Origin of the sequence: Labrenzia sp. OB1, assembly GCF_001624695.1 — a bacterium.
In the GTDB taxonomy this organism is placed as follows: Bacteria; Pseudomonadota; Alphaproteobacteria; order Rhizobiales; family Stappiaceae; genus Roseibium.
This window is the reverse complement of the sequence record NZ_JSEP01000015.1, coordinates 1-23,476: the sequence shown is the minus strand read 5'-3', so window position 1 is coordinate 23,476 and position 23,476 is coordinate 1. Positions and strand designations below refer to the sequence as shown.

At 58.4% G+C, this 23,476-nt stretch carries 16 protein-coding genes; 11 read left to right on the top strand and 5 right to left on the bottom strand.

The window, feature by feature from the left end; translation table 11 throughout:
• Positions 1-5 precede the first annotated feature (5 nt).
• The 3 genes from OA90_RS18550 to OA90_RS18540 all read right to left on the bottom strand — a co-directional run bounded on the left by OA90_RS18550 (position 6) and on the right by OA90_RS18540 (position 3,128).
• Positions 6-923, bottom strand: coding sequence for a carbohydrate ABC transporter permease (locus tag OA90_RS18550; protein WP_068415493.1), 918 nt, complete (start codon positions 921-923; stop codon positions 6-8).
• On the bottom strand, positions 916-1,806 hold the full coding sequence (locus OA90_RS18545) for a sugar ABC transporter permease (RefSeq protein ID WP_068415492.1): 891 nt from the start codon (positions 1,804-1,806) through the stop codon (positions 916-918). Before OA90_RS18545 ends, OA90_RS18550 begins: the two co-directional genes overlap by 8 nt.
• Before the next feature lie 89 nt (positions 1,807-1,895).
• Positions 1,896-3,128 carry an ABC transporter substrate-binding protein gene (locus OA90_RS18540; RefSeq protein WP_068415491.1) on the bottom strand — a complete coding sequence of 411 codons (1,233 nt, stop codon included), beginning with the start codon at positions 3,126-3,128 and terminating at the stop codon, positions 1,896-1,898.
• A gap of 185 nt (positions 3,129-3,313) precedes the next feature.
• On the opposite strand from OA90_RS18540, the gene OA90_RS18535 reads away from it, so the two are divergent.
• From OA90_RS18535 to OA90_RS18525, 3 genes are all read left to right on the top strand, one after another.
• The gene (locus tag OA90_RS18535) at positions 3,314-4,348 is read left to right on the top strand and encodes a LacI family DNA-binding transcriptional regulator (RefSeq protein WP_068415482.1); all 1,035 of its coding nucleotides are present in this window, start codon (positions 3,314-3,316) and stop codon (positions 4,346-4,348) included.
• Between the two features lie 535 nt (positions 4,349-4,883).
• The gene (locus OA90_RS18530) at positions 4,884-5,687 is read left to right on the top strand and encodes a substrate-binding domain-containing protein (protein ID WP_068415479.1); all 804 of its coding nucleotides are present in this window, start codon (positions 4,884-4,886) and stop codon (positions 5,685-5,687) included.
• A 125-nt stretch (positions 5,688-5,812) separates the two neighbouring features.
• Positions 5,813-8,599 carry an EAL domain-containing protein gene (locus OA90_RS18525; RefSeq protein WP_208986188.1) on the top strand — a complete coding sequence of 929 codons (2,787 nt, stop codon included), beginning with the start codon at positions 5,813-5,815 and terminating at the stop codon, positions 8,597-8,599.
• A 159-nt stretch (positions 8,600-8,758) separates the two neighbouring features.
• Here the strand turns inward: OA90_RS18525 and OA90_RS18520 are convergent, their stop codons facing one another.
• Positions 8,759-9,775: a 2Fe-2S iron-sulfur cluster-binding protein gene (locus OA90_RS18520; protein ID WP_068415473.1), complete on the bottom strand. Its 1,017-nt coding sequence runs from the start codon at positions 9,773-9,775 to the stop codon at positions 8,759-8,761.
• A gap of 53 nt (positions 9,776-9,828) precedes the next feature.
• Entirely contained in the window at positions 9,829-11,610 is a 1,782-nt protein-coding gene (locus tag OA90_RS18515; RefSeq protein ID WP_068415465.1) for an ethylbenzene dehydrogenase-related protein, read from the bottom strand.
• 775 nt (positions 11,611-12,385) lie between these two features.
• Between OA90_RS18515 and OA90_RS18510 the strand changes: the two genes are divergently transcribed.
• The 8 genes from OA90_RS18510 to OA90_RS18475 all read left to right on the top strand — a co-directional run bounded on the left by OA90_RS18510 (position 12,386) and on the right by OA90_RS18475 (position 21,256).
• Complete coding sequence (locus OA90_RS18510) at positions 12,386-13,753, top strand: V-type ATP synthase subunit B (RefSeq protein WP_082837142.1); 1,368 nt, start codon at positions 12,386-12,388, stop codon at positions 13,751-13,753.
• Entirely contained in the window at positions 13,753-14,376 is a 624-nt protein-coding gene (locus tag OA90_RS18505) for a V-type ATP synthase subunit D (protein ID WP_068415460.1), read from the top strand. Before OA90_RS18510 ends, OA90_RS18505 begins: the two co-directional genes overlap by 1 nt.
• Positions 14,373-16,166 carry a V-type ATP synthase subunit I gene (locus OA90_RS18500; RefSeq protein WP_068415458.1) on the top strand — a complete coding sequence of 598 codons (1,794 nt, stop codon included), beginning with the start codon at positions 14,373-14,375 and terminating at the stop codon, positions 16,164-16,166. Before OA90_RS18505 ends, OA90_RS18500 begins: the two co-directional genes overlap by 4 nt.
• Positions 16,163-16,612, top strand: coding sequence for an ATP synthase subunit C (locus OA90_RS18495; protein WP_068415452.1), 450 nt, complete (start codon positions 16,163-16,165; stop codon positions 16,610-16,612). Before OA90_RS18500 ends, OA90_RS18495 begins: the two co-directional genes overlap by 4 nt.
• A gap of 52 nt (positions 16,613-16,664) precedes the next feature.
• Positions 16,665-17,366: a hypothetical protein gene (locus OA90_RS18490; RefSeq protein ID WP_068415450.1), complete on the top strand. Its 702-nt coding sequence runs from the start codon at positions 16,665-16,667 to the stop codon at positions 17,364-17,366.
• A gap of 2 nt (positions 17,367-17,368) precedes the next feature.
• Positions 17,369-18,130: a hypothetical protein gene (locus OA90_RS18485; RefSeq protein WP_068415447.1), complete on the top strand. Its 762-nt coding sequence runs from the start codon at positions 17,369-17,371 to the stop codon at positions 18,128-18,130.
• Entirely contained in the window at positions 18,127-19,962 is a 1,836-nt protein-coding gene (locus OA90_RS18480; RefSeq protein ID WP_068415444.1) for a V-type ATP synthase subunit A, read from the top strand. The genes OA90_RS18485 and OA90_RS18480 overlap by 4 nt, the downstream gene beginning before the upstream one ends.
• Positions 19,963-20,266: 304 nt before the next feature.
• Positions 20,267-21,256, top strand: a complete 990-nt coding sequence (locus OA90_RS18475; protein ID WP_068415441.1) for an ABC transporter substrate-binding protein — start codon at positions 20,267-20,269, stop codon at positions 21,254-21,256.
• The last annotated feature ends 2,220 nt before the right edge of the window (positions 21,257-23,476 follow it).

The window sequence follows — 23,476 nt, the reverse complement described above, 5'->3', positions numbered from 1 at the left end:
GTTTTTCAGCCTTTCACAGCACCGGCGGCGATGCCGCGGACAAACAGCTTTCCGGAAAGGAAGTAGACGGTAAGCGGCACCAGGCCGGTTATGATGGTTGCTGCCATGTTGACGTTGTATTCCTTCACGCCCTGAACCGAGTTGACGATGTTGTTCAGCTGCACGGTCATCGGGTAGGTGTCGGGCTTGGTGTAGACGACGCCGAACAGGAAGTCGTTCCAGATGCCGGTGATCTGCAGGATGATCGCGACGACGAAGATCGGCAGCGACATCGGCAGCATGATCTGGAAGTAGATGCCCCAGAAGCCTGCGCCGTCGACCCGGGCGGCCTTGAACAGTTCCTCCGGAACAGAGACGAAATAGTTCCGGAACAGGAGTGTCAGGATCGGCATGCCGAAGATCGTATGGACGATCACAAGCCCGGTGAGCGAGCCGTAGACGCCGATCTCCCGCAGCACGATCACGATGGGATAGATCATCACCTGATACGGAATGAAACTGCCGAAGATCAGGATGGTGAAGAACACCTCGGAGCCGCGGAAACGCCAGTTGGCCAGTGCATAGCCGTTCACGGAGGCAATTGCGATGGAGATGATCACTGACGGCACGGTGATCCGGACGGAATTCCAGAAGCCGCGGCTCAGACCGTCGCAGTTGAGACCGGTGCAGGCTTCCGACCAGGCCTTGACCCAAGGCTCGAAGGTGATTTCAACCGGCGGTGCGAAGATATTGCCGAACCGGATTTCCGGCATGCCCTTGAGCGAAGTCACAACCATCACGTAGAGCGGCAGCAGATAGTAGACCGCGATGACGATCAACGTGCCGTAGAGCATGATGTTGCGTCGCGAAAAAATGGGCTTCGGACGTCGCCCGAACGGCCCGGTAACTGCAGCGGTATCTGTCAGAACCTGAGAGTCAGCCACGGCGTTTGCCTCCGAATTCCAGATAGGCCCAGGGGATGACGATGATCGCCACTGTGAGAAGCATGATGCTCGAGGCGGCGAAGCCCTGGCCGAGGTTCTGCGACTGGAACATGTAGTCGTAGACGTATTTCGCCGGCACCTCCGATGCGATGCCCGGCCCGCCGCCGGTCTGCGCGACGATCAGATCGTAGACCCGGACGATGCCGGAAGTGATGATGACGATGGTGGTGATGAACACGGGCCGCATCATCGGAATGACGATGAACAGATAGGTCTTCCACATGGGAATGCCGTCGACGCGGGCGGCTTTCCAGATGTCTTCGTCAATGCCGCGCAAACCCGCCAGCATGAGGCACATCACCAGTCCGGTTCCCTGCCACAGGCCGGCAATCAGGACGCCGTAGATAACGATGTTGGCATTGTAGAGAGGGTCGAAGTTGAAACTCTCCCAGCCAAGGCTGCGCACCGCATGCTGAACGCCGAAATCCGGATTGAGTATCCATTGCCAGACCAGACCGGTGACGATGAATGAAAGGGCGAACGGGTAAAGCAGGATTGTCCGGAAGGTGTCCTCGAAACGGATCTTCTGGTCGAGAAGCGCTGCCAGCAGAAAGCCGATGAGAAGGGAAAAGATCAGCGACAGGCTTCCATAGATCAAGAGGTTCTCGATCGAAACCAGCCAGCGGCGGGTTCCCCACAGGCGCTCGTACTGATCGAAGCCGACGAAATCCAGCTTGGGCAGAAGCTTCGATTTGGTGAATGAATAGAAGATCGTCCAGAGGGTGCAGCCGACGAAAATCACCAGCGCCGTCAGGATCATCGGGATCGATGCGATCTTCGCGTTCAGATTCCGGAAAGGCTGAAAAGGTTTGTCGTTGGCCACTGTCTGCTACGTCCTTGGCAATAGCGTGGACGGTGCCGTGGAGCCCTGACGGGCTCCACGGCGCTCATTGTCGGAAGAAAGACTGGGGATCAGTCCCCTTGCGCAACGATGTCGACGAACCGCGCCTGAGCGTCTTCGGCCGTGATGCTTTCGTCGTTGAAGAATTCGACGAACAGATCGTTGAGCTGCGTGTTGGTATCCTCGGTGTTGAGCTGGTTCACGTCCGGAAGCGTGTTGCCCGATGCGAGGATCTTCAGACCCTTCTTCATGCAGTCGTTTGCGGTTGCCAGATCGACGTCGCCGCGAACCGGCAGCGAGCCCTTCTTGAGATTGAAGGCGACCTGCACGGCCGGCGAAACCATCAGCGAAGCGAGTTGATCTTGCGCTTTCTGAACTTCCGGATCGTCAACGACCGGGAAGTAGAACGCGTCGCCGCCAGTCGAGATTACTTCGTTCACACCAAGGCCCGGCAGGCAGGTGTAATCCTCACCGGCGACCTGGCCCGCGACCTGGAATTCGCCCTGGGCCCAGTCGCCCATGATCTGTCCCCCGGCCTGCCCCGTGATGACCAGGTTTGTCGCCTGGTTCCAGTCTTGGACGTTGGATCCCTTGCGCATGCGCCGGGCATCCTCCGCGGCCTTGAAGACCCGTTCCATTTTCGGGCCGGCGGCTACTTCGACGTCTTTTTCGCCGTAGACCTGGACGAGTGTTTCAGGACCGGCAAGTGTCGCGATTAGAACGTTGAACAGACCTGAATTCTGCCAGGGCTGCTGACCGAGGGCGAGCGGAACGACACCGGCTTCCTCGAGCTTCGGCGCTGCAGCGACAAATTCGTCCCAGTTGTTGGGGACTGGAATACCGGCTTTTTCGAAAGCGGCGTTCGACAGCCATAGCCATTGCCAGGAGTGGATGTTCACGGGCACACAGTAGATACGGCCGTCCACGGTGCAGCTGTCCAGCAGCGACGGCGGGTTGATGAGGTCTTTCCAGCCTTCGGCTTCGGCAATTTCCGTCAGGTCTCGCATCAGACCGGCTTCGATCAGCTCTTCGGTCTGGCGGCCGTGGTTGAACTGCGTGGCGCCCATCGGATCGCCGCCGATGATGCGGCTGACCATCACGGGCCGTGCCGTTCCGCCACCGCCGGCGATGGCGCCGTCGACCCAGTTGTTGCCTGTTGCGTTAAAGGCCTTTGCAAATTCGGCGACCGCCGCGGCTTCGCCGCCGGATGTCCACCAATGCGTGACTTCAAGATCTGTTGCGTTCGCTGCGGTTGCTGCGCATAGAGCAGTGGTCGCGGCAAAAATTGCGCGTAATGCTTTCATATCATCCTCCCACCGAACAGGTCTGTTCGATTGCACTTAACAATACGGCCTCCACCGCATTTTAAATCGATTACATCTGGTTGTTTATCTCTATGTAATCGATTACATTCATAATTCTCAGGAAACGGGCTCATGTCAACCCGAAATTGTGAGCGAAGAAAAAGCAGAGCACACCGGAGACGGGTTTGGTTCAAAAAAGCGCCAGAATTCAGGATGTTGCCAGACAGGCAGGTGTTTCGACGGCAACAGTCAGCCGCGCTCTCAGCAATCCGGAACTCTTGACGGAGGCAACACGTGAAAGCGTGTTCGCGGCAATCCGGTCTACCGGATACCGGGTGAACAGGGCGGCGCGAAACCTGCGGACACGGCAGGCCGGTGCCGTGCTCGTGCTGGTCCCCAATCTGGGAAATCCGTTTTTCTCCCAGATCCTGGCGGGCATAAGCGAAGCGATCGGCGAACGGGATTATTCCGTCCTGGTCGTCGATACCAATGACCACACCAGCACCGGGAAGCTGCTGGTCGACTATTTCCTTGATTCACAGATCGACGGCATGATCTGTCTGGATGGCACGGTTTCAAGCCACGAGCTAAAGCAATTCGAGGTAAACGGTGTTTCCGAACAGATCGTGTTCGCCTGTGAATGGGTGCATGGGTACGACTTGCCGTCGGTTCGAAGCGACAACAATCGCGGTGCCCGCCTTGCCGTTCGCCATTTATATGAGCTCGGGCACCGGAAGATTGCCCATGTCACCGGTCCCCAGGACAATGTGCTGACCCACACCAGACGGGAGGGCATGCTGGCCGAGCGGGAACGTCTTGACCTGCCGTTTCGGGAGGAGTGGATCATCCGGGGAGACTTTTCCCTGGAGTCGGGCCGCAATGCGGTGGAAAAGATCCTGGCGATGGACGAAAGGCCGACCGCTGTGTTTTGCGCATCGGATCAGGTGGCCTTCGGCCTGATTTCCACTTTGGCAGCCAACGGGATCAAGGTGCCGGAAGATATGTCCGTCATCGGCTTCGACGATATCGAACTCTCCGAATATTATGTGCCGGGATTGACAACCATCCGCCAGGATCGGCGCGCTCTGGGTGTTCAGGCGGCCGCGCTGCTGCTGGAAGGCATGGATCCGGCAGGCGCTGTCGCAGACCGGCGGAAGTCGCCGGTCATGCTCGATGTGGAACTGGTTGTCCGGGCAAGTGCTGCGGCCCTTGGCAGGTAATACCAAGCCATCAAATAGGGTCTTGTTTGTTGAGCCTGGTATCGGGTTCCGCTGGCGATCGTCGGTCGCGGGTCCGTTTGCGGACAAATCGGCGTCTGATGAGACGCGCTTAAACTAATAAACAAAATCATATAGTTACGACAGAAGATATTTTCTGGGCCCTGGAGCATAACAGGGCTCTGCGCTCGGCCTGCGTTCCGCCGAATATCTTCTCGAACATGCCGCGCGCCAAATACAGGTGGCTTTAGGGGGGGGGCGGGCCTGAAGCAGGTTAAGGACTATTTTGTCAGGTAATAAAGGTCTCAAAGAGATCGATAAAGTTTAAAATATTACGTTGCGTCGTTATAAGTGAAATATTGTCGCCCGAGGGCAAATAATTTTTGCATAGATCAAATATACAACCAGAAGAAAAATTAAGTTGTATTTCTGATTACCACGAAAATTTCACTTTTACTACAAATTCTAGCCCGGTTTTAGCTTTTAGTTAACTTGAATATGCTAGATTAGCGAGTGTGAACAAGATTAGGTGGTATATATGAAAGCTTTGACATTCGCCCTGGTATTGTCGCTTGGCGCACTTCTGCAGCACACCCCGGCTGCGGTCGCCGATTCCGGCCTCAAGGTCGTCGGCACGGGTGACGGCCTTGAAATGCTTCGGGAGATCGGCAATGGCTTTTCAGCTTCTTATCCTGACATTGAGTTGTCGATCCCTCCGAGCATAGGCTCAGGAGGTGGAATTGCGGCGGTCAGCTCCGGTGCGGAACGGCTCGGCCGGGTTGCACGGCCCTTGAAGGACAGCGAAGTCCAATATGGTTTGATCTACCTTCCGATCGCCAGAATTCCGAGCGCTGTTTTCACGCATCCCTCTACCGGAATTAAAGGCCTGACAAGTGAAGAACTCGTAAAAATATATACCGGTGAAGTTACGAATTGGGCAGAAGTCGGTGGCGCGGATTTGCGGGTCAGACTCGTTCGGCGGGAGGATGCCGACAGCACGCTGCAGGTGCTGCGCGGCTCCATGCCCGGTTGGAATGATCTGGCCTTTTCACCGCGCTCCAAAACGGCACTCACCACACAGGATGCGATTTCAAGTGCCCGCGAGGTTGAAGGCGCTATCGCGTTCGGCCCTTATTCCCTTCCCCTCGAAGATGGACTTAACGTTCTCGAGATCGATGAAAGTCATCCGACAGACGACAGCTACCCAAGTGCCGTCACGCTGGCTCTGATCTACAAGGACGGCACCATGGATGACCAGATGAAGGCATTCATCGAATACGCCCAGTCCGATAAGGCGCGCAGCCAGATCCGTGACTTTGGCGGTGTGCCGGTTCTTAAATAGCGTCAAGTGTGAACATGATACGTCACTCGTCTATTCTTTGGCATTACACTTACGGCGCTGTTTTTACAGCGCTATGCGCGTTTGCCGGACTGATTGGACTGGTGGCTTATCAGCTTGAGGGCAGCATGGCCCGCCAGGAGACCGAACTGCTGCAACTGTCGCAGACGGGTCTGCAGGAAAAACTCTCAGCCGATGTGGAACTCGCCGGAACGCGTCTGGAATTTCTGTTTGAGGACAGGCTCCGGCGATTGAACTCGATCGCCGAGCGCGCCGACACCGCAACGGCCATCGCGTCCCGGAATGTCGTCGCCATGTCCGAGTTGCTCGGTCCGGCCGCCAATTTGGCGAATGTCGACGGGATTATCGTTCTGGACGATGAGGCAAGGGTCATTGGTGCCTCATCCTATGACGCGGATCTCGTGACGTTGGGATCGAAGGTCGAGGGCTTCAGCTTCTATTCCGACATGGTCCGGTCCTTGAAGGCAAGTTACCCCGGCGAGAAACTTACCATCTCGAAAATACTGCCCATCGCCGACACGAAGGTGTTCGTTCCGGACGACAACGTCAACGTGGTGTCCCAGATCATCTTCGTACCGGTCTTTGACGAATTCGGTTATGTAATCGGAGGGCTTCTGGCACAGCGCTGGCTGCGTCCGGAAGAAACCCTGCTGGTGGATCTTGCCCAGATCAATGCCTTCGAGCTGGCCATCATCTACGACGAGAGAATTATCTCGCGGGCGAATTTCCTCGGCAATGAATCCGATCTCCTCAGCTGGTCCGACAGGCCGAGCCTGACATCCAACGGTGAAAGGGTCATCGAATGCGGCGTGCCGGTTCTGCCGCTGTCGATATGTGCGATGATGCCGATCGAGGCTCTTACGGAAACCCAGAATGAACTCACAAGGATCGGGATCGAAGAGGAAGCGAAACTGCTCAAATGGCTTTTGCTCTTCGGTCTTCTGACGCTCGTGGCATTCGCCAGTGTCGCGTTTCTTCTGGCTCGTCAGGTCACCCGCCCGCTGACAAACATAACCCGCGTTCTATCCGGTATCCCCGACGGTGATTTCGAAAGCAAGGTGGTCGGCACCGAGCGCAGTGACGAAGTGGGCGATATCGCACGCTCTGTCGTTTCCCTGCAACGATCCGTCAAGGAACGGGACGCACTGCGCCTCAGGGTGAGCGAGAAGAACCTGATCCTGAAATCCCAGGAAACCCGGCTCCGCGAACAGAACATCCTCTTCGATGCCGCCCTCAGCAACATGTCCCACGGCCTGTGCATGTTCGACGCGGACGGCAAACTGATTGTTTCGAACCAGCGTTACCTGGAACTCTTCGAACTGGAGCCGAATGGCATCAAGCCGGGTATGACGGCGGCCGAACTTTCCGCACTCCAGAATCTCGAAACGATCGAGCCGGAGAAATCGAAGGCCGCGAGCCCCGGCGCGTCATCCGCGGAGCGCAAGCAGAAGGCGGGAACGCAAAGTACGGAGATGGTGAGAATCCGTTCCGGCCGGATCGTTCTGACCACGCGCCAGCCGCTGTCCGACGGTGGCTGGGTGGCTATTTCCGAAGACATCACGGAACGCCAGGAAGCCCGGGACCGGCTGGCCTATCTCGCCCGCCACGACATCCTGACCCAATTGCCGAACAGAATGGAATTCCGCGAGCAGAAACAGGCGCTCCTGAAACGTCAGCGGGTTGAAGGTGGCGAGTTTGCGATCCTGTGCCTCGACCTGGATGAGTTCAAGACCGTAAACGATGCTCTCGGCCATCCTATTGGCGACGAACTTTTGCGGCAGGTCGCGGTACGGCTCAAGGCGATTGTCGGCGACAGGGAAATTGTCGTCCGGCTCGGCGGCGACGAATTCGCCATCCTTACAGATCTGCCTTGCACCGCGCAGGAGATCGACGAACTCGCCCAGACGATTATCTGGGAGTTGTCGCAACCGTTCCAGATTGCCGATCATGAAATCGTCATTGGCGTGAGCATCGGGATCTCGCTCGCCATGGGAGACGGTACGGCGGGAGACGAGCTGTTCAAACAGGCCGATCTGGCACTTTACAGGGCCAAGGAAGACGGACGCAACACCTACCGCTTCTTCGAGGCGGACATGGGCACTGCGGTCAAGGACCGGCGCGAACTGATCACCGATCTTCGCAACGCGATCGGAAACGGCGAACTTGAGCTTTATTTTCAGCCCCAATACTGCCTCAGAAGCTTCACGATTTCCGGCTTCGAGGCCCTTGTGCGCTGGAACCATCCTACCCGCGGGCTCGTATCTCCGGCGGACTTCATTCCGCTTGCCGAGGACACCGGCCTGATCAACCCACTGGGAGAATGGGTTCTGAAGGAAGCCTGCCGCATTGCGGCGGACTGGCCGCAGCACCTGCGTGTGGCGGTAAATCTGTCGCCGCGGCAACTGCGCGGTCACGCTTTCGGCCCGGTGCTGATTGAAACACTTGTCACCTCCGGCTTGCGCGCGGAGCGTCTTGAACTGGAAGTGACGGAAGGTGTTCTTCTCTCCGATTCCGATGACGTTCTGAATGCCCTGCATCAGGCCCAGTCGCTGGGGGTCAAAGTGTCGATGGATGACTTTGGTACCGGATACTCCTCGCTCAGCTATCTGCGCCGCTTCCCGTTCAACAAGATCAAGATCGACCAGTCCTTCGTCAGGTCGATGGCCTATTCGGACGACTCAAAATCCATCGTGAAGGCGATTATCGAGCTGGCAAAGGATCTCGATATGACCACAACCGCCGAAGGTGTCGAGACCAAGGAACTTCTGGACATGCTGGTGGACATCGGCTGTACCGAAGCGCAGGGCTATTATCTCGGACGTCCGATGCCGGTTGTGCAAGCCCAGGAACTGATCTTCTCAATTGACCAGGTGATATCGACGGCGGCCCAGTAGGCTGCCGGTGCGCTGCTTTCCGGCACCCGAAGGGCCGGGCGACTTCGTCCACGGACTGTGTTGGCCCGTTCTTTTGGTGAGAGACTCCACAACGCGCACCCCGCCTTTTCTGAAGACGAAATCACTATGGTCAAATGTCCGCCATTTGATGGACGCGCTCTAACTCGCTGTCGTGGAAGTGAACGGGTTTGCCGCCTTCCTTAGCAGGGCGCCGGCGAGTGCAAGAACGCCCTTGTCTTCTTCAGCCATATAAAACGGGTCGGCATAGAAGGTTGCGCCGGATTCGCGGGCCAGGTCGCGCATCGCTTCCACATGCGTCGGCGCGCCCGCCGAATAGATGACGTGGTCCGGGGTCAGGTCGCCGACAAGGTCCTGCGGACGTGCCGAGAGAACGGTCTCATCGTCGCCGTCGCTCGCCGTCAGTGAAATCGCAACGCCGCGATTGCGCAGCCAGCGCACTGCGTCGCGCATGTAAAGACCGTCTCGGGTGCGGGCTCCGGCAATGACACGGATCTCCCGCCCCGGCTGACCCATGCTCGCGGCAACGGCAATCGACCATATTGGAGCAAACCCGGTTCCGGTTGAGGTCAGTATGACCGGTTCCGGCTGACGCCGCAGGAAAGCGTTGCCGAAGGGACCGTGAAGCTTGACGCTGTGGCCCTTTGCGATGCCGGTTCCCAGTTTCGAGGATACGACGCTGTCGGGATAGACCTTGATGTGGAAGACGATGATGTCCTGTTCCGCATCCAGGTTGAGCGGTGTCGTCGGACTGTAGTCCCGTGGCGGATAGCCCGCGAACGTGGCCCGCAGGTACTGGCCTGCAAGCCAGGTGACCGGCCGTGCAACGCGGATGCGAACCTCCAGGTAGTCTTTCTTGACTTCGCGGATGGAGTCCACGACGCCCCTGGCCGTTTTCACGATCGGCACGGGATCATAGGAGATCTCCGCGTCACCCGTCAGCACGGAAATGCATCCGAGCACGGTGTTCTTTTCCCGCGTTCCCAGGTCGTCGATCTCGCCATCCAGCACGCGAACCCGGCAGGTTTCGCACTGACCGGAGCAGCAATCATGCGGGATGACGAGACGTCCCCCGAGGCCTGCGTCGATCAGGGTGTCCCCGACGTTGGCCTTGATCTTCTTGCCGTTGATCGTAACGGTGCAGGTGCTCTTTGACATGTTTGGCGGGTCCGTGGTGTGAAGCGTGGCGGTCCGGTTCGTTCAGGTGCAGGTTATTTGAAAGTCATCCGCACCGGGCGTGAGTGCCGCGTATGGCGGGTCTGGTTGTGATCGAAGACCGACAACCACATGAACAGTCCGTCCTTCATGGCCAGGTCCTTTTCGTTGCCTGTATCCATATCGCGGACGACTTCAAGCGTCCAATAGCCGTCCTGCCATTCCGAGCCGCCCTCAAGGTCGGCCCGATTGCCTGAATATTCGCCCTGGATCAGAACGCCTGGAAGAACCGTGCCTACGGGAATTTCGGCGTCCTTTTCCTTGGAATAGGGAACGCTTTCCTCCTCGAACATCCACCATTGGGACCCCTGGTCATCGCTGGCTTCCACCGAAAGGTCGATGTTGCCCATGAGAGCTACGGTCTTCTCATAGTCGATGGGAAGGCGCCGGACACCGACGGTGCCGTGATAATGGGTCTCCGGATCGCTTATGTAGTTGTAGACGTAGAAGGCCTTGCCGTCGTCGGAACTGTAGCCGGCGCTGTAGCGGCCCTTGCCGGCCAACTGCGCCTCATTCGGCTCCACGGGCGCACCGAACCACATGTCGTCGACTTTGCCCAGCATGCCGCCGCGCGAGGCTTTCCATTGCCAGACGTCGACCAGGCTGCCGTCGGTGGTGTAATGCAAGCCGCGCCCGTGCAAGGCTGACGGTTTGTCGCCAAGCGGTTTTGGACCCATATGCGTCGCACCGCCGCCTCCAAAGACGTCATTGGTCGAAAAGGCCACGGAGAACTTGTCTTCATAGTAAGCCGTCTCGTCAGAGATATCCGCGCGGTTGTTCAGCATGCGCCACCCGTCTTCAGTCTTGACGAGCGGGTGCCGTTTCAGGGAGCGGTTGGGGTCCTGCCACCGAAAACCGAAGGCGATCTTGTCACCAACCTGAACGGCGCGGACTTCAACGGTGGATTCGCCGACTCCGTCAAGATTTGACCCCTGCTGGGTTCTGACGAACACAGGTTCGGCAGCTTGCCAGAGCGCATCGTCCATATTTCCGTCGAGCGTCGGCAAGGCGTCCGCCTGAGCGACTACAAGGTCGGACCTCGTGCCGAAATCCAGCGAAACGGTGGCGGCGATGATGACCGCACCGAGAGCGGTGGCGATTGCGAGAGGATGGCGCGCCATGCCGGGAAACCGGCGCAACGTCTGCGGACGGAACAGGCGCAGAAGCTGCTCCAGCCCCCCATAGCAATAATGAAGCACAACATGAGCGCCAATATAGGTCAGCACGACCACGGCGGCGGTAAAATGGACGGTGACCCAAATGCCGCCGTAGCCCATGTAGAGAAGCACCCCCGTCGCCGATAGCGTGATGACGGCTGCGAACAGGATCCAGTAGGCGATGACATTGACCGCCGCGATACGCAGCTTGTTGCTGGCCGGCAGGGTCAGGACGACAATTTTCTTGGAGGAAACCCGCCTTTTCAGACGCGCCAGTGACATATAGGCGGCATAGGCGAAAATCAGTCCCAGCACGAAGACGGCGGAAACGTAGTGCCATGTCCAGATCTCGCCCTGGGGCAGGATCGGCTCGAACAGTTTGGAGAACCACGCACCTTCCGCGTCGGCGGACAGTCTGAGCCCTGTCAGGAGACTGACAAAAATGGCGATCACAAGCGTCCAGTGGAGCAGGATGGTGCCAAGATCGCTGCGGACCGGAGCCTTGACGTTGGGCGGTCTGCCAGCGGTGGCGCGGCTGTCCTGAGCCGTCCCGGCTTGTGTCGATGATTTAGGCGGAGCCGTGAGGTCGAGTGGATGGTGTGTCACGTGGTCCGTCAACATGTCCTCCTGATCCGAATTGGTCCACGATCACATGTTAAACCAGTGAACCATGACGGAAATACTGCGAGATAAGTCTATCTTTAAGTCTAGAAAATAACATTTTGAGAAAAATGTGAAGCAAAAATGTAGGGTGCAACTTCCGGTTAATCTAACTTTGACACTCAATATGAACGTTAATATTACTTAAGAGTGTCGCGAAAATTAAGGAGGTTTACATAATTTCTTAAAAAATTAAGTATCTAGTTAATAATTGATATAGTAATTCTTGTAGGAATGTAAATTCTGTCAATAGTTTCGGCGCATGTTGGAAAAATTGCGGCCATGAATCTGCCGAATTCCGAAGAGGAATGAACTATCGGGATCCCGGCAGGGGTAAAATTTACGATCTGATTTAGAAGGTCGCCCTCATTCACGATTTCAGTATTTTCAGGGGAGATAAATTTCCGTAGGGGAAGTTTTGTTCGTCTTTGAGGTTTTTCATGGAATGCCGGGCCGGAGAGAATCGCCCGGAAGGTGAGAAAGACAATTCACCCCGCGATATTTACCCCGCAAGACACTGCCGGCCGATCGGTTCTGATCATTGATGCAGGTCATATCCCGGCGAAAACATCCCGTTTAACCTTCTTTGAGTTGAACGGTATCGATGGTGTGCCGGGTAACTGTGATTGCAAACAGACAAAGTACCCACCTAAGATATAATTCCGCATAGAGGTGATCGAGGTGCCGAAACACCCGATATCCTTGCGCTTAACAGGACCATTCGCAGGGGACGATGATGCTGGTCTCCCATAGCCGAATTATCGATATCGTTGGCGATATCATCCGGATTGCGGTGTCGTCCTCCAGGTCAGGGTCGGAGGGGCATCCCTGTTTGGGTGATCTGGCGCTGGTGGATCCTGGCATTGGCGAAACGTCTCTCGCGCAAGTCATCAGTATCGACGGCGAAATGGTGTCTCTTCAGGTGAATTCCGGCACCAAGGGACTGGCGAACAATGCGTCCGTCCGATTTCTGGGCGAAGCGGCGAAGGTCACCTATTCGGGCAATATCCTCGGCAGGGTTTTCGACGGAGCCGGTCATCCCATCGATCAGGGGCCGGACTTGTCGAGCGATCCGTCCGTTCCGCTCGGCGGCCCGTCCGCCAACCCGATGAAGCGCGTTCTGGCTTCACGTCTGATCCGCACGGATGTGCCGATGATCGATGTGTTCAACTGCCTGGTGGAAAGCCAGAAGATCCCGATCTTTTCCGTATCTGGGGAGCCCTACAATCCCTTTCTGGCGCGTATCGGGATTCAGGCCGACGCCGACATCGTTGTCTTCGGCGGCCTTGGTCTGATTTTCGACGACTATGCCTTTTTCCGCAAACAGCTCGAGGACGCAGGCGTCTTTCCGCGCACTGTGATGTTCATCAACCAGGCGTCCGATCCGGTGGTCGAACGACTTCAGGTTCCTGACATGGCTCTGGCGGTTGCCGAGAAATTCGCGGTCGAGGAAGGCAAGCGGGTCCTCGTTCTGCTGACCGACATGACGGCCTTCGCCGATGCGCTGAAGGAAGTCTCCATCGCGATGGAACGGGTTCCGGCGAACCGCGGCTACCCGGGCGACCTCTATTCCCAGCTCGCGCGCCGCTATGAAAAGGCCTGTGACTTCAAGGGTGCGGGCTCGGTGACGATCCTGACGGTCACGACCATGCCGGGCAATGATGTCACCCACCCCGTGCCCGACAACACCGGCTACATCACCGAGGGCCAGTTCTACCTGCACAGCGGTGTCATCGATCCCTTCGGCTCGCTCTCGCGTCTGAAGCAGCATGTGATCGGCAAGGTAACCCGCGAGGATCACAATCAGATCATGAACACCATGATCCGGTTTTATTCGGGCGCGCGGGATGCGGAGCAGAAACAGTCGATGGCCTTCGAGTTGTCCGGCTATGACCGCCAGCTGCTGAAGTTCGGCGCCCTGTTCCGGGAACGCTTCATGGACATCGAGGTGTCGAAACCGCTGGAAGAGGCGCTGGATCTGTGCTGGCGGACCCTGGCGGACTGTTTCGAACCCGACCAGCTCCTGATGAAGCAGGCACTGATCGACAAATACCTTCCGAACGAGGGGCAACCGGTGAAATCCTCGAACGGGGAGGCTGCCTGATGGCAAGGCTGGCGCTCAACAAGTCGTCCCTTGCCAGGGAGAGCGCGCAACTGGCGGAATACAACCGCTTCCTGCCGTCGCTGGAACTCAAGCGCCTTCAGATCGTCGCCGAGCGTGCCAGGGCAAGGGAAACCGTGAAGCGGCTGGAAGCCGAATATCAGCGAAAATTCGATGATATCGCGGCATCGCTGCCGATGCTCGCCAACAGGCTTGTGCCGCTTCAGGGCCTGGTAACGGTCGGAAAGCTGGTGAAGGGAGAACAGAACCTTTCCGGGACCATTCTGCCAACGCTTGAAGACGTCGAGCTTCAAACGAGGCCCTATTCCCTGCTGGCGCGCCCTCACTGGGTCGATCCCTATGTGGAGGGCATGAAGGACCTGCTGCGGCTCAGCCTGGAGCTTGAGGTCGCAAGGGAACGGGTCGGGCGGCTGCTGGAGGCGGAAGCCGTGATCTCGCGTCGTGTCAATCTGTTCGAGAAGGTGCTCATTCCGCAGGCCGAGCGCAACATCCGGAAAATCCGCATGGCCCTGGCGGATGCGGAACGTGACGCGGTGGTGCGCGCGAAGATCTCCAAACGCAAGACGGCCGCCCGCGCGGCCGGTGCCAGGATGGCCGAGCTATGAGCATCGTTCCCCTGGTCAAGGTGAGCCTTGTAGGCGTTCTGAACGACAAGGATGCGGTCCTGGAGGCCACACAGCGCTTCGGGGCGCTGCATCTAATCCCGCTCGCTTCGGTGCAAAAGGAGCTGGAGGCCATTCCGCCCGGCGGAGGACGGGAAGCGGTTGAAGCGTTGCGGTGGCTTGTCGCCTGTCCGTCCCAGCTCCGTCCGGTCACCGATCCGGATCGTTTCGATCTCGAAGGCGTTGTCGAGCAGACCTTGAAGAACCGCGCTGCGATGAAGGACTGCGAGGATCATGTCGCCAGGCTCGCACGCCGCATCCGGGATGTCGAACCCTGGGGAGAATTCAGCTTCACCGATCTTGCGCAGATAGGTCACAATCGTTTGTGGTTCTATGTGGTGCCCCTGGAAAAACTCAAGAAGGTCGACCCGTCGGACAAGATTCTGGAAATTGTCTATCGGGACCGGTATCGCGCCTATATCGTGCTCCTGGCGCCTGAAGAGCCGCCGGTCAGCGACATGCCGGTGCCGCGGGTGCATGTCGGTTCTGAAACGCTCTCCTCCCTGAACCGCAGCTATGAAGCCGCGGCCATCAAACTCGAGGAACTCCAGCTTGAGCGCCAGGTCCTGACGAAATGGCGCTATGTGCTGGCACGAAATCTGGCCGCTGCGCGGGACCGGGCCGCGCGCCGCCGTGCTGCTCTCCAAACGGCGGACGCCGACCGGGTGTTCGTTCTTCAGGCCTGGGCACGGCGGGACCGTATCGCGCAAGTGAGGGACCTCGCCGGCCAAATCGGTGTCGCGGCGCTCATCGAGGAGGTTTCGGAGAAGGACTCACCGCCGACACTTCTGGAAAACGACCCATCCTTTGCCGCCGGTGAGGATCTGGTCGAATTCTACCAGACACCCGGCTACCGCGACTGGGACCCTTCCCCGGTCGTCTATGTCTCGTTCATCGTCTTCTTCGGAATGATCATGACGGACGCGGGCTATGGCCTCCTGCTGCTGGCTCTGCTTTTTCTGTTCCGCAGGCGTTTCGCCGGCACGGCTCTTGGCCGGCGGATGTTCTCAATGTCCATCTGGCTGTCGGTGTCCACGGCGGTGTTCGGTGTGGCGACGGGAAGCTATTTCGGCGTAAAGCCACCTGAGGGGAGCTTCCTTGCGCATTTCGACGTCCTGCCTCTCGGGAACGTCGATGTCATGATGAAAATCACGCTCGGCATTGGTGTCCTGCACGTTGTTCTGGCCAACGTCATGCGCGCCTGCCATGAAAACACGCTGAGCGGCCGGCTCCAGCCCGCCGGCTGGTGTCTGGTGGCGCTCGGTGGACTGGCCACCTACCTCGGCCAGGGGACGCCTCTGGAAACTGCAGGGCCGGGAGCGGTTGTCGCCGGTCTTCTGATCGTGGGGATCTTCGGCAGCGACCGAAAGGTCAATTCCCTGAAGACCGGTGCTTTACGCATCTTCGACGGGCTCACGTCTCTCACCCGGTTCATCAACATGTTTTCCGACGTCCTCAGCTACATGCGTCTCTTTGCACTGGCGCTGGCGGCAGCCTCGCTTGGCGAGACGATCAACACCCTGTCAGGCCAGTTGAACGGTGCTGTTCCGGGCGTCGGGATACTGATCGCCATCCTGGTTCTGGCCATCGGTCACGCGATCAATATCGCGCTCGGGCTGATTGCCGGCTGTGTGCACGGATTGCGGCTGAATGTCATAGAATTTTTCAATTGGGGTCTGAAGGACGAAGGCACCCCATTCCGTCCCTTCAGGAAAGAGGAGACACGCCTGTGAACGAATTCATTGTAGTTCTCGGTTGGTTCGGGCTTTACGCACCTGTCGCATTTGGTGCGATCGGCAGTTCCTGGGGGTGCACGCTTGCAGGAAGCGCCGCCATCGGAGCCATGCTGGACAGCGATGGTGGCTACGGCCGCTTCGTCGGCGTGTCTCTGATGCCGTCCTCACAGGTGATCTATGGCATCGTGATCATGTTCACCCTGCAACGACCCGACATCGGGGCGGCGAACGGCGCGGCGTTGTTCGGGATCGGGGTTCTCTCCGGCGCCACGATGCTTTTGACCGGTATCCGCCAGGGAGAGGTGCTGGCCTCCGCCATCAACGCCTCCAAGGCCAAGCCGGAGATCTTCGGGATATCGCTGGCTCCCGCCGCAGTGCTGGAAGGTTTCTCGGTCTTCGCCCTGGTGTTCGCACTGGTTCTGGCGGGCTCGATCCCGGCTTAGGGTACGGACACATAAAATTATGCACTCAGGTTGTTCTCAATAGGAGGCGGTAATGTCCAAACATGACGCGGCGGATGACCTTGAAAATGCCGCCGGCGCGGGCGTCCAGGCGCTGATAGAGCGCCTCAAGGCCGAGGGCGTGTCAGCCGGACAGTCCGAGGGCGAGGAAATACGCGCCCAGGCGACGGCGAAGGCGGAAGAAATCGTATTCGCCGCCCGGCAAAAAGCCGACGGGCTGCTGTCGGAGGCGCGCGCCGAGGCGGCCAGGGAGACGGCGGCAACCAAGGACGGCCTGAAAGTCGCCTCCCGGGACCTGGTTCTCAGCCTGCGCAACGAACTCGGTGAGCGGATCCAGCAGGAAGCGAGCCGGCTGGTGGCGACGACGCTTGCCGATGAAACCTTCCTGCAGAAGCTCATTCTGGCCATGGCGGCCAACGCCAGGGAAAACGCGGCCGTCAGCGAAACCGAGCCGATGGAAATCGTGCTGCCGGAAAAGGTCATCTCGTTCGAGGAGCTGAAACAGTCGCCTGAAGCGGTTGAACCCGGCACCCTGACGCATTTTGTCATTGCGCTTGCCGGAGACGTTCTGCGTGAAGGTGTGACCTTCTCCACCGCGCCGGGTCTTGACGGGATAAAGGTCAAGCTTACGGACAGGGACGTTTGCATCGATCTGACCGGCGAGGCGATCGCGGCGCTGCTGAAGCGGCATCTTCAGCCACGTCTGCGTGCCGTCATGGAAGGGGTCCTGAGGTAAGGATGTCCCGGTCGCACCAATATATCATGCTGGTCACCAGCCTGCCGCATCTGGGCAAGATGTTCACCCGCAAGGAGGTGCCGATTTCGGAGTTCCGGTTGAAGCAGCGGCTGACGATGCTTCAGCCCGAACATTCGCACCTGCTGCGGGAACTTATGGAAGTGACCGCCTGGGCTGGCGTGGCCCGCCATAACCGGGACAGCGAAGTCCTCGATAGCGCGCGCAACGCAATCGCGCATCTGAAGGCTTACCCCGATCTTCAGAATCTTGTTGGTGCCCGCATGGAGACACGCACCGTGATTGCCGCGCTGCGCCGCCGCCGGGAGGGGCAGGACAGCGCGGGCGATATTGAAAACTGGGGCTTCGGCCGCTGGTGCGGCCGAATCGCGAAGCATTGGAGCGATCCGGGTCTGGGCCTCGGCAATTTCATGCCCTGGGTCGTGGAAGCGCACCGTCTGATGCAATCGGGTGATCACATCGCCATGGAACGCCTCAGCCTGACGCAGATTTTTCGTCAGCTCGATCAATACGGAATGCTGCATGAATTCGATTTCGAGGCCGTGGCGATCTATGTGTTGCGCTGGGTCATCGTCGAACGCTGGTCGCGTTACAGCGAGGATGCGGCCCGTGAGCGGCTGCAGCTTCTGGTGACTGCTGCGCTTGGCGGTTCAAGCCCGCCCGATGAGGCCGCCGCCGACGAACCTCCCCCCGGCCAGGGTTTATTCGCGGACAGCTCTTCAGCCCTTCAGGGAGCCACTTCATGACCAGCCACGCTCAGCTTCCCGAACCGACCGCCCGGATCGTCGCCGTGCAGGACGACCTGGTGACCCTTGCCCCACTCGACGATGCGCCGCTGATCAAGAACGAAGTTGTTTACATCATTCCCCATGGCCCGGAACGGGACGGCAAGCCGCGCGAATATCTGAAGGCGGAAGTGCTGCGCGTGCGCGGCAGCACCGCAGAAGCCCAGGTCTTCGAAAGCACCGCCGGCGTGCGTGTCGGCGACCGGGTGATCCAGAGCGGCGAGATGCTGTCCGTGGCGCTCGGACCCGGCCTGCTCAGCACGGTGTTCGACGGTCTGCAGAACCCGCTTGCGGATATTGCCGCCGAATACGGCTTCTTCCTGCCACGCGGCGTTCTCACCAACGCGCTCGATCAGAATCGCAAATGGGCCTTCGAGCCCAAGGTCAAATCCCGTGACCCGGTCAGGGCAGGAGATGCGCTCGGCACGGTTCCCGAAGGCCGTTTCGAGCACAAGATCATGGTTCCGTTCTCTCTTACCGGAAGCTGGACGGTGGAGCGGGTGCGTGAAGGGGCCTTCACGATCAACGAGGTTGTCGCCACACTCCGCAACGAGCGGGGCGACACCCGCGACCTGACCATGGTTCAGCACTGGCCGGTGCGCCGTGCCATTCCCGAAAGGTTGGTCAGGGAGGGGCAATGCGAACGGCTCTATCCGAATGAGCCTCTGGTCACCACCCTGCGTCTGATCGATACGTTCTTTCCGATCGCACGCGGTGGCATGGGCTGTATTCCAGGTCCGTTCGGCGCCGGCAAAACGGTGCTCCAGTCGCTGATCTCACGGTTCTCGGCGGTCAATATCGTCATCGTTGTCGCTTGCGGCGAGCGTGCTGGCGAGGTTGTCGAGACCATCACCGAATTCCCGCAGCAGCCGGATCCTTCCGGTCACGGGACGCTGATGGACCGGACGGTGATCATCTGCAACACGTCTTCCATGCCCGTCGCCGCGCGTGAGGCGTCGATCTATACCGGCATCACGCTGGGCGAATATTATCGCCAGATGGGCTATGACGTTCTGCTGATCGCCGACAGCACCTCGCGCTGGGCGCAGGCGATGCGTGAAACCTCCGGGCGTCTCGAGGAGATACCGGGAGAAGAAGCCTTCCCGGCCTATCTGGATTCCGCCATCAAGGGTGTCTATGAGCGCGCCGGTGTCCTGAGAACCGCGACCGGGGAAACCGGCAGTCTCACCATGATCGGCACCGTTTCGCCCGCGGGCGGCAATTTCGAGGAACCGGTCACCCAGTCGACGCTCGGAACGGTCAAGACATTCCTGGGTCTGTCCTCGGAGCGCGCCTACAAGCGCTTCTATCCGGCGGTGGACCCCCTGCTGTCCTGGTCGCGCTACCACACGCAGCTCGCCGACTGGTATGACGAGAATATCGGTCCCGACTGGGTGCCCAGGGTGGAGGAGATGATCGACTTGCTCAGGAAGGGGGACGAGATCACCCGCATGATGCAGGTCACCGGAGAGGAGGGCGTTTCGACCGGGGATTTCGTCGTGCAGCAGAAGGCGCTGTTTCTCGACATGGCATATCTTCAGCAGGACGCCTATGATGACGTGGATGTGTCCGCTCCCCTGGCGCGCCAGCAGGAAACCTTCGACCTCGTCTACCAGATCGCCAGAACCGGTTTTGCCTTTGACGGCAAGGACGCGGTCCGGCGGTTCTTCACCGAACAGACATCCCTGTTCAGGAATCTCAATTATGCGGTGGACGGCAGTCAGGACCGCAGGGATCTGCTTGAGAAAATCCGTGAAAACGTCAGGTCGGCTCCGCGGCATCTGCCGGCGTGAGGACACTTGTGTTCACCACATAAACGGTATGGCTAAAAAATAACCTTGACCAGTGTGGTGGCAGCTTCCTAGATTTTCTTGACCAATTGGTCAGCGATGGGCGCAGGCAAGCAAACGCCCGGGCGATTTCAAAGTGACCATAACAACCCGCTTTCGAGCGAACGGGGGATGTTATAGTTGTGATCGAAAGACGGGCAGCCGGCATGGTGCATGGGAAGCGCCGCAAGATCGGGCCGTCGGATGGTTTAAAGTTCCAGAGAGGGCGAGCCGGTAGGTTCTGCCCATAACAAGTAGGGGAATGGTAATGAAGGCATTGAAAAGTCTGGCGCTCGCGTCCGTTTTGGGAGCGGGCCTGACATCGGGCGCGGCGCAGGCTGCGGACGAACTCACGCTGCAGCTCAAATGGGTCACACAGGGCCAGTTTGCCGGCTATTATGTAGCGGAAGACAAGGGTTTCTACGATGAGGAAGGCCTTGACGTGACCATCAAGCCGGGTGGCCCGGACATCGCGCCTCCGCAGGTGATCGCCGGTGGCGGAGCCGATGTAATCATCGACTGGATGCCGTCGGCGCTGGCGTCGCGTGAAAAGGGCGTTCCGCTCGTCAACATCGCCCAGCCGTTCAAGAAGTCCGGCATGATGCTGACCTGCCTGAAAGAATCCGGGATCACGTCCCCGGAAGACTTCAAGGGCCGGACCCTCGGTGTCTGGTTCTTCGGCAACGAATATCCGTTCCTGTCCTGGATGAGCCATCTCGGCATCCCGACAGACGGCAGTGACGGCGGCGTGACCGTGCTCAAGCAGGGCTTCAACGTCGACCCGCTGTTGCAAAAGCAGGCCGACTGCATCTCCACCATGACCTACAATGAATACTGGCAGGTGATTGATGCCGGCATCCCGGAAGAAGACCTGATTGTCTTCAAATACGAGGACCAAGGTGTCGCGACGCTGGAAGACGGGCTCTATGTGCTGGAATCCAGCCTTGAGGATCCCGCCATGGTCGACAAGCTGACGCGTTTCGTGAAGGCTTCCATGAAGGGTTGGGCCTATGCCGCCGAACACCCGGAAGAAGCTGCGGAGATCGTTCTTGAAAACGACGCCACTGGTGCCCAGACCGAGAAACACCAGATCCGCATGGTCGGCGAGATCAACAAGCTGGTCGACGGTTCCGATGGAACGCTGGACATGTCGGCCTACGAGCGCACGGTGAAGTCGCTTCTGTCCGGCGGCTCGGACCCGGTCATCACCAAGGAGCCGGAAGGCGCCACCTCCACGGCGGTCACCGACAAGCTCTGAGCGGCGGTTCAAAAAACGTGTAACCGCAGAGAGGCCGTCCTTCGGGGCGGCCTCAGTTGTTAGACACAGCTTCAACACCGAGTATGAATTTGGCCTCACGCGTCCTGAATGGACAGCGCTGATTTGCCTGGTTTTGCTGACCCGGGAAGAAGTTGAGACGTTGACGCAGTTGCCCGACAAGGTGACCAGGCACGTGACACGCTGGTCAGTGCTTCCGCCATACGAAATCGAATGACGTTCCCCGAGTTTCACGATGAGCGCTTTCTGCGGTCCCGAAAACGTCGATGCCTTCATGCTCTTCCGCTCCTTCCCAGCCGGGAAAATCGTCGCGGGAATCTTGCCGATGCACATCAAACAAGAAACTGGCTTGGGAGGCACATTGGCAGCGCCTCCCGAGACTACGATGCCTGTCGGAAATCAGACGAACTGGAAATCATCCTGATGAAGGCTTGCAGTCGTCACGCCTTCCAGTTTGACGGATGTATTCGCATCAACCGTGATGACGACATCACCGCCAACATCTGCAGCTGCGGCAAGCACACTGGCATAATCATTGAAGATGGTGGTCTCGAACTCAAGAACGTCGCCAACTCCAGCACCCGCGGTAAAGCCGGATATAGTGTCATGACCGGTGTCACCATCGCGGAACACAAAGGTGTCGTTGCCCGATCCTCCGGACAGAACATCGTCACCAGAGGCTCCGGCGATGGTGTCGTTGCCAGCGAAACCGCTTATGGTGTCGTCAGAAGCACCGCCAATGAGGGAATTGTCTACTCCGGTGCCATTGATGTTTAACCCGGCAGAGGCCACTCCCCCGTAGACAGTCCCATCGTATCCGACGTAGTCGCCATCGCCATTGGGCACGAAGGTGTAGACGGCTCCGGTGTCTGCGACAGTTCCGTCTCCTGCCTGAGCACCTATGCTGACGACACCATCTGAATTGATTGAGACAGAGATGCCGAACTTGTCAGCGGCGGCGGCATCCGGAGCGGTCAGCTTGTACTGGGTGTAACCGCCAGCCCCGTCCGGGACAAACACATAGGCGCTTCCCGAGTTTGCGCCCGCATCGTCGTTGTTGTAGGCGCCGGCAACAATGGTGCCATTGTCATTGATGTCGAGAGAATATCCAAATCTGTCGTCGGGATAGACATCCAGAGCGACAATTCTGGTTTCTGCGTAACCGCCTGAACCGTCAGGCTCGTAAACGTAGATCGCACCCGAATTGGTTATGCCGCCNGAATTGATTGAGACAGAGATGCCGAACTTGTCAGCGGCGGCGGCATCCGGAGCGGTCAGCTTGTACTGGGTGTAACCGCCAGCCCCGTCCGGGACAAACACATAGGCGCTTCCCGAGTTTGCGCCCGCATCGTCGTTGTTGTAGGCGCCGGCAACAATGGTGCCATTGTCATTGATGTCGAGAGAATATCCAAATCTGTCGTCGGGATAGACATCCAGAGCGACAATTCTGGTTTCTGCGTAACCGCCTGAACCGTCAGGCTCGTAAACGTAGATCGCACCCGAATTGGTTATGCCGCCAACATCTGCCAATGGAACGCCGACAACAACTGTTCCGGATGCATTGACAGCGCTTGCGTGCCCGAATTGATCCGTTTCATCCGCATCGGAAGCCGTCAGTTTGGTTTGCGTATAGCCGCCGCTGCCATTTGGAGTGAAGACATAGACGGCCCCCTGATTAACTTCCACGCCGTCGTCATTGTAAGCGCCAACGACAACGTGCCCGCCATCTCCGACAACAACGGAGTAGCCAAAGTTGTCYTGTGCAAGACCGTCGGATGCTGTCAGCTTGACTTCATCGTAGCCTCCAAAGTCATCAGGTGTGTACACATAGACCGCTCCGGCATTGGCCGCCTTGTCATCATCTCCGATCGCTCCAACGGCAATCACACCGCTTTCGTTAATGGCGACGCTGTGCCCGAAAAGATCAGAGTAAAGAGTGCCGGCCGGCAATAGTTTGGTTTCGAAATGTCCGCCATTGCCGTCAGGCTGGTATACATGAACCTGGTTGCGGTCAAAGGATCCAACGACCGCTACCTCCGAGTTGTTGAGCGCAACGGAGTATCCATACTGGACCCCGGCAATTGGAATGGAAGCATTCAGAATCTGCTCGGAGTAACCACCGGAACCATCCGGTCTGTAGAGATAGATATAACCGGAATTTGCCCCGGGATCATCGTTCAGGGGCGCGCCGACAAGGACGAC

What these genes read in the sequence shown, in the direction of transcription:
- OA90_RS18510 (WP_082837142.1), top strand. Translation starts at nt 12,386, where the DNA reads ATGCTGGTCTCCCATAGCCGAATTATCGATATCGTTGGCGATATCATC.
- OA90_RS18490 (WP_068415450.1), top strand. Translation starts at nt 16,665, where the DNA reads ATGTCCAAACATGACGCGGCGGATGACCTTGAAAATGCCGCCGGCGCG.
- OA90_RS18525 (WP_208986188.1), top strand. Translation starts at nt 5,813, where the DNA reads ATGGCCCGCCAGGAGACCGAACTGCTGCAACTGTCGCAGACGGGTCTG.
- OA90_RS18480 (WP_068415444.1), top strand. Translation starts at nt 18,127, where the DNA reads ATGACCAGCCACGCTCAGCTTCCCGAACCGACCGCCCGGATCGTCGCC.
- OA90_RS18530 (WP_068415479.1), top strand. Translation starts at nt 4,884, where the DNA reads ATGAAAGCTTTGACATTCGCCCTGGTATTGTCGCTTGGCGCACTTCTG.
- OA90_RS18485 (WP_068415447.1), top strand. Translation starts at nt 17,369, where the DNA reads ATGTCCCGGTCGCACCAATATATCATGCTGGTCACCAGCCTGCCGCAT.
- OA90_RS18475 (WP_068415441.1), top strand. Translation starts at nt 20,267, where the DNA reads ATGAAGGCATTGAAAAGTCTGGCGCTCGCGTCCGTTTTGGGAGCGGGC.
- OA90_RS18540 (WP_068415491.1), bottom strand. Translation starts at nt 3,128, where the DNA reads ATGAAAGCATTACGCGCAATTTTTGCCGCGACCACTGCTCTATGCGCA.
- OA90_RS18520 (WP_068415473.1), bottom strand. Translation starts at nt 9,775, where the DNA reads ATGTCAAAGAGCACCTGCACCGTTACGATCAACGGCAAGAAGATCAAG.
- OA90_RS18515 (WP_068415465.1), bottom strand. Translation starts at nt 11,610, where the DNA reads ATGTTGACGGACCACGTGACACACCATCCACTCGACCTCACGGCTCCG.
- OA90_RS18505 (WP_068415460.1), top strand. Translation starts at nt 13,753, where the DNA reads ATGGCAAGGCTGGCGCTCAACAAGTCGTCCCTTGCCAGGGAGAGCGCG.
- OA90_RS18500 (WP_068415458.1), top strand. Translation starts at nt 14,373, where the DNA reads ATGAGCATCGTTCCCCTGGTCAAGGTGAGCCTTGTAGGCGTTCTGAAC.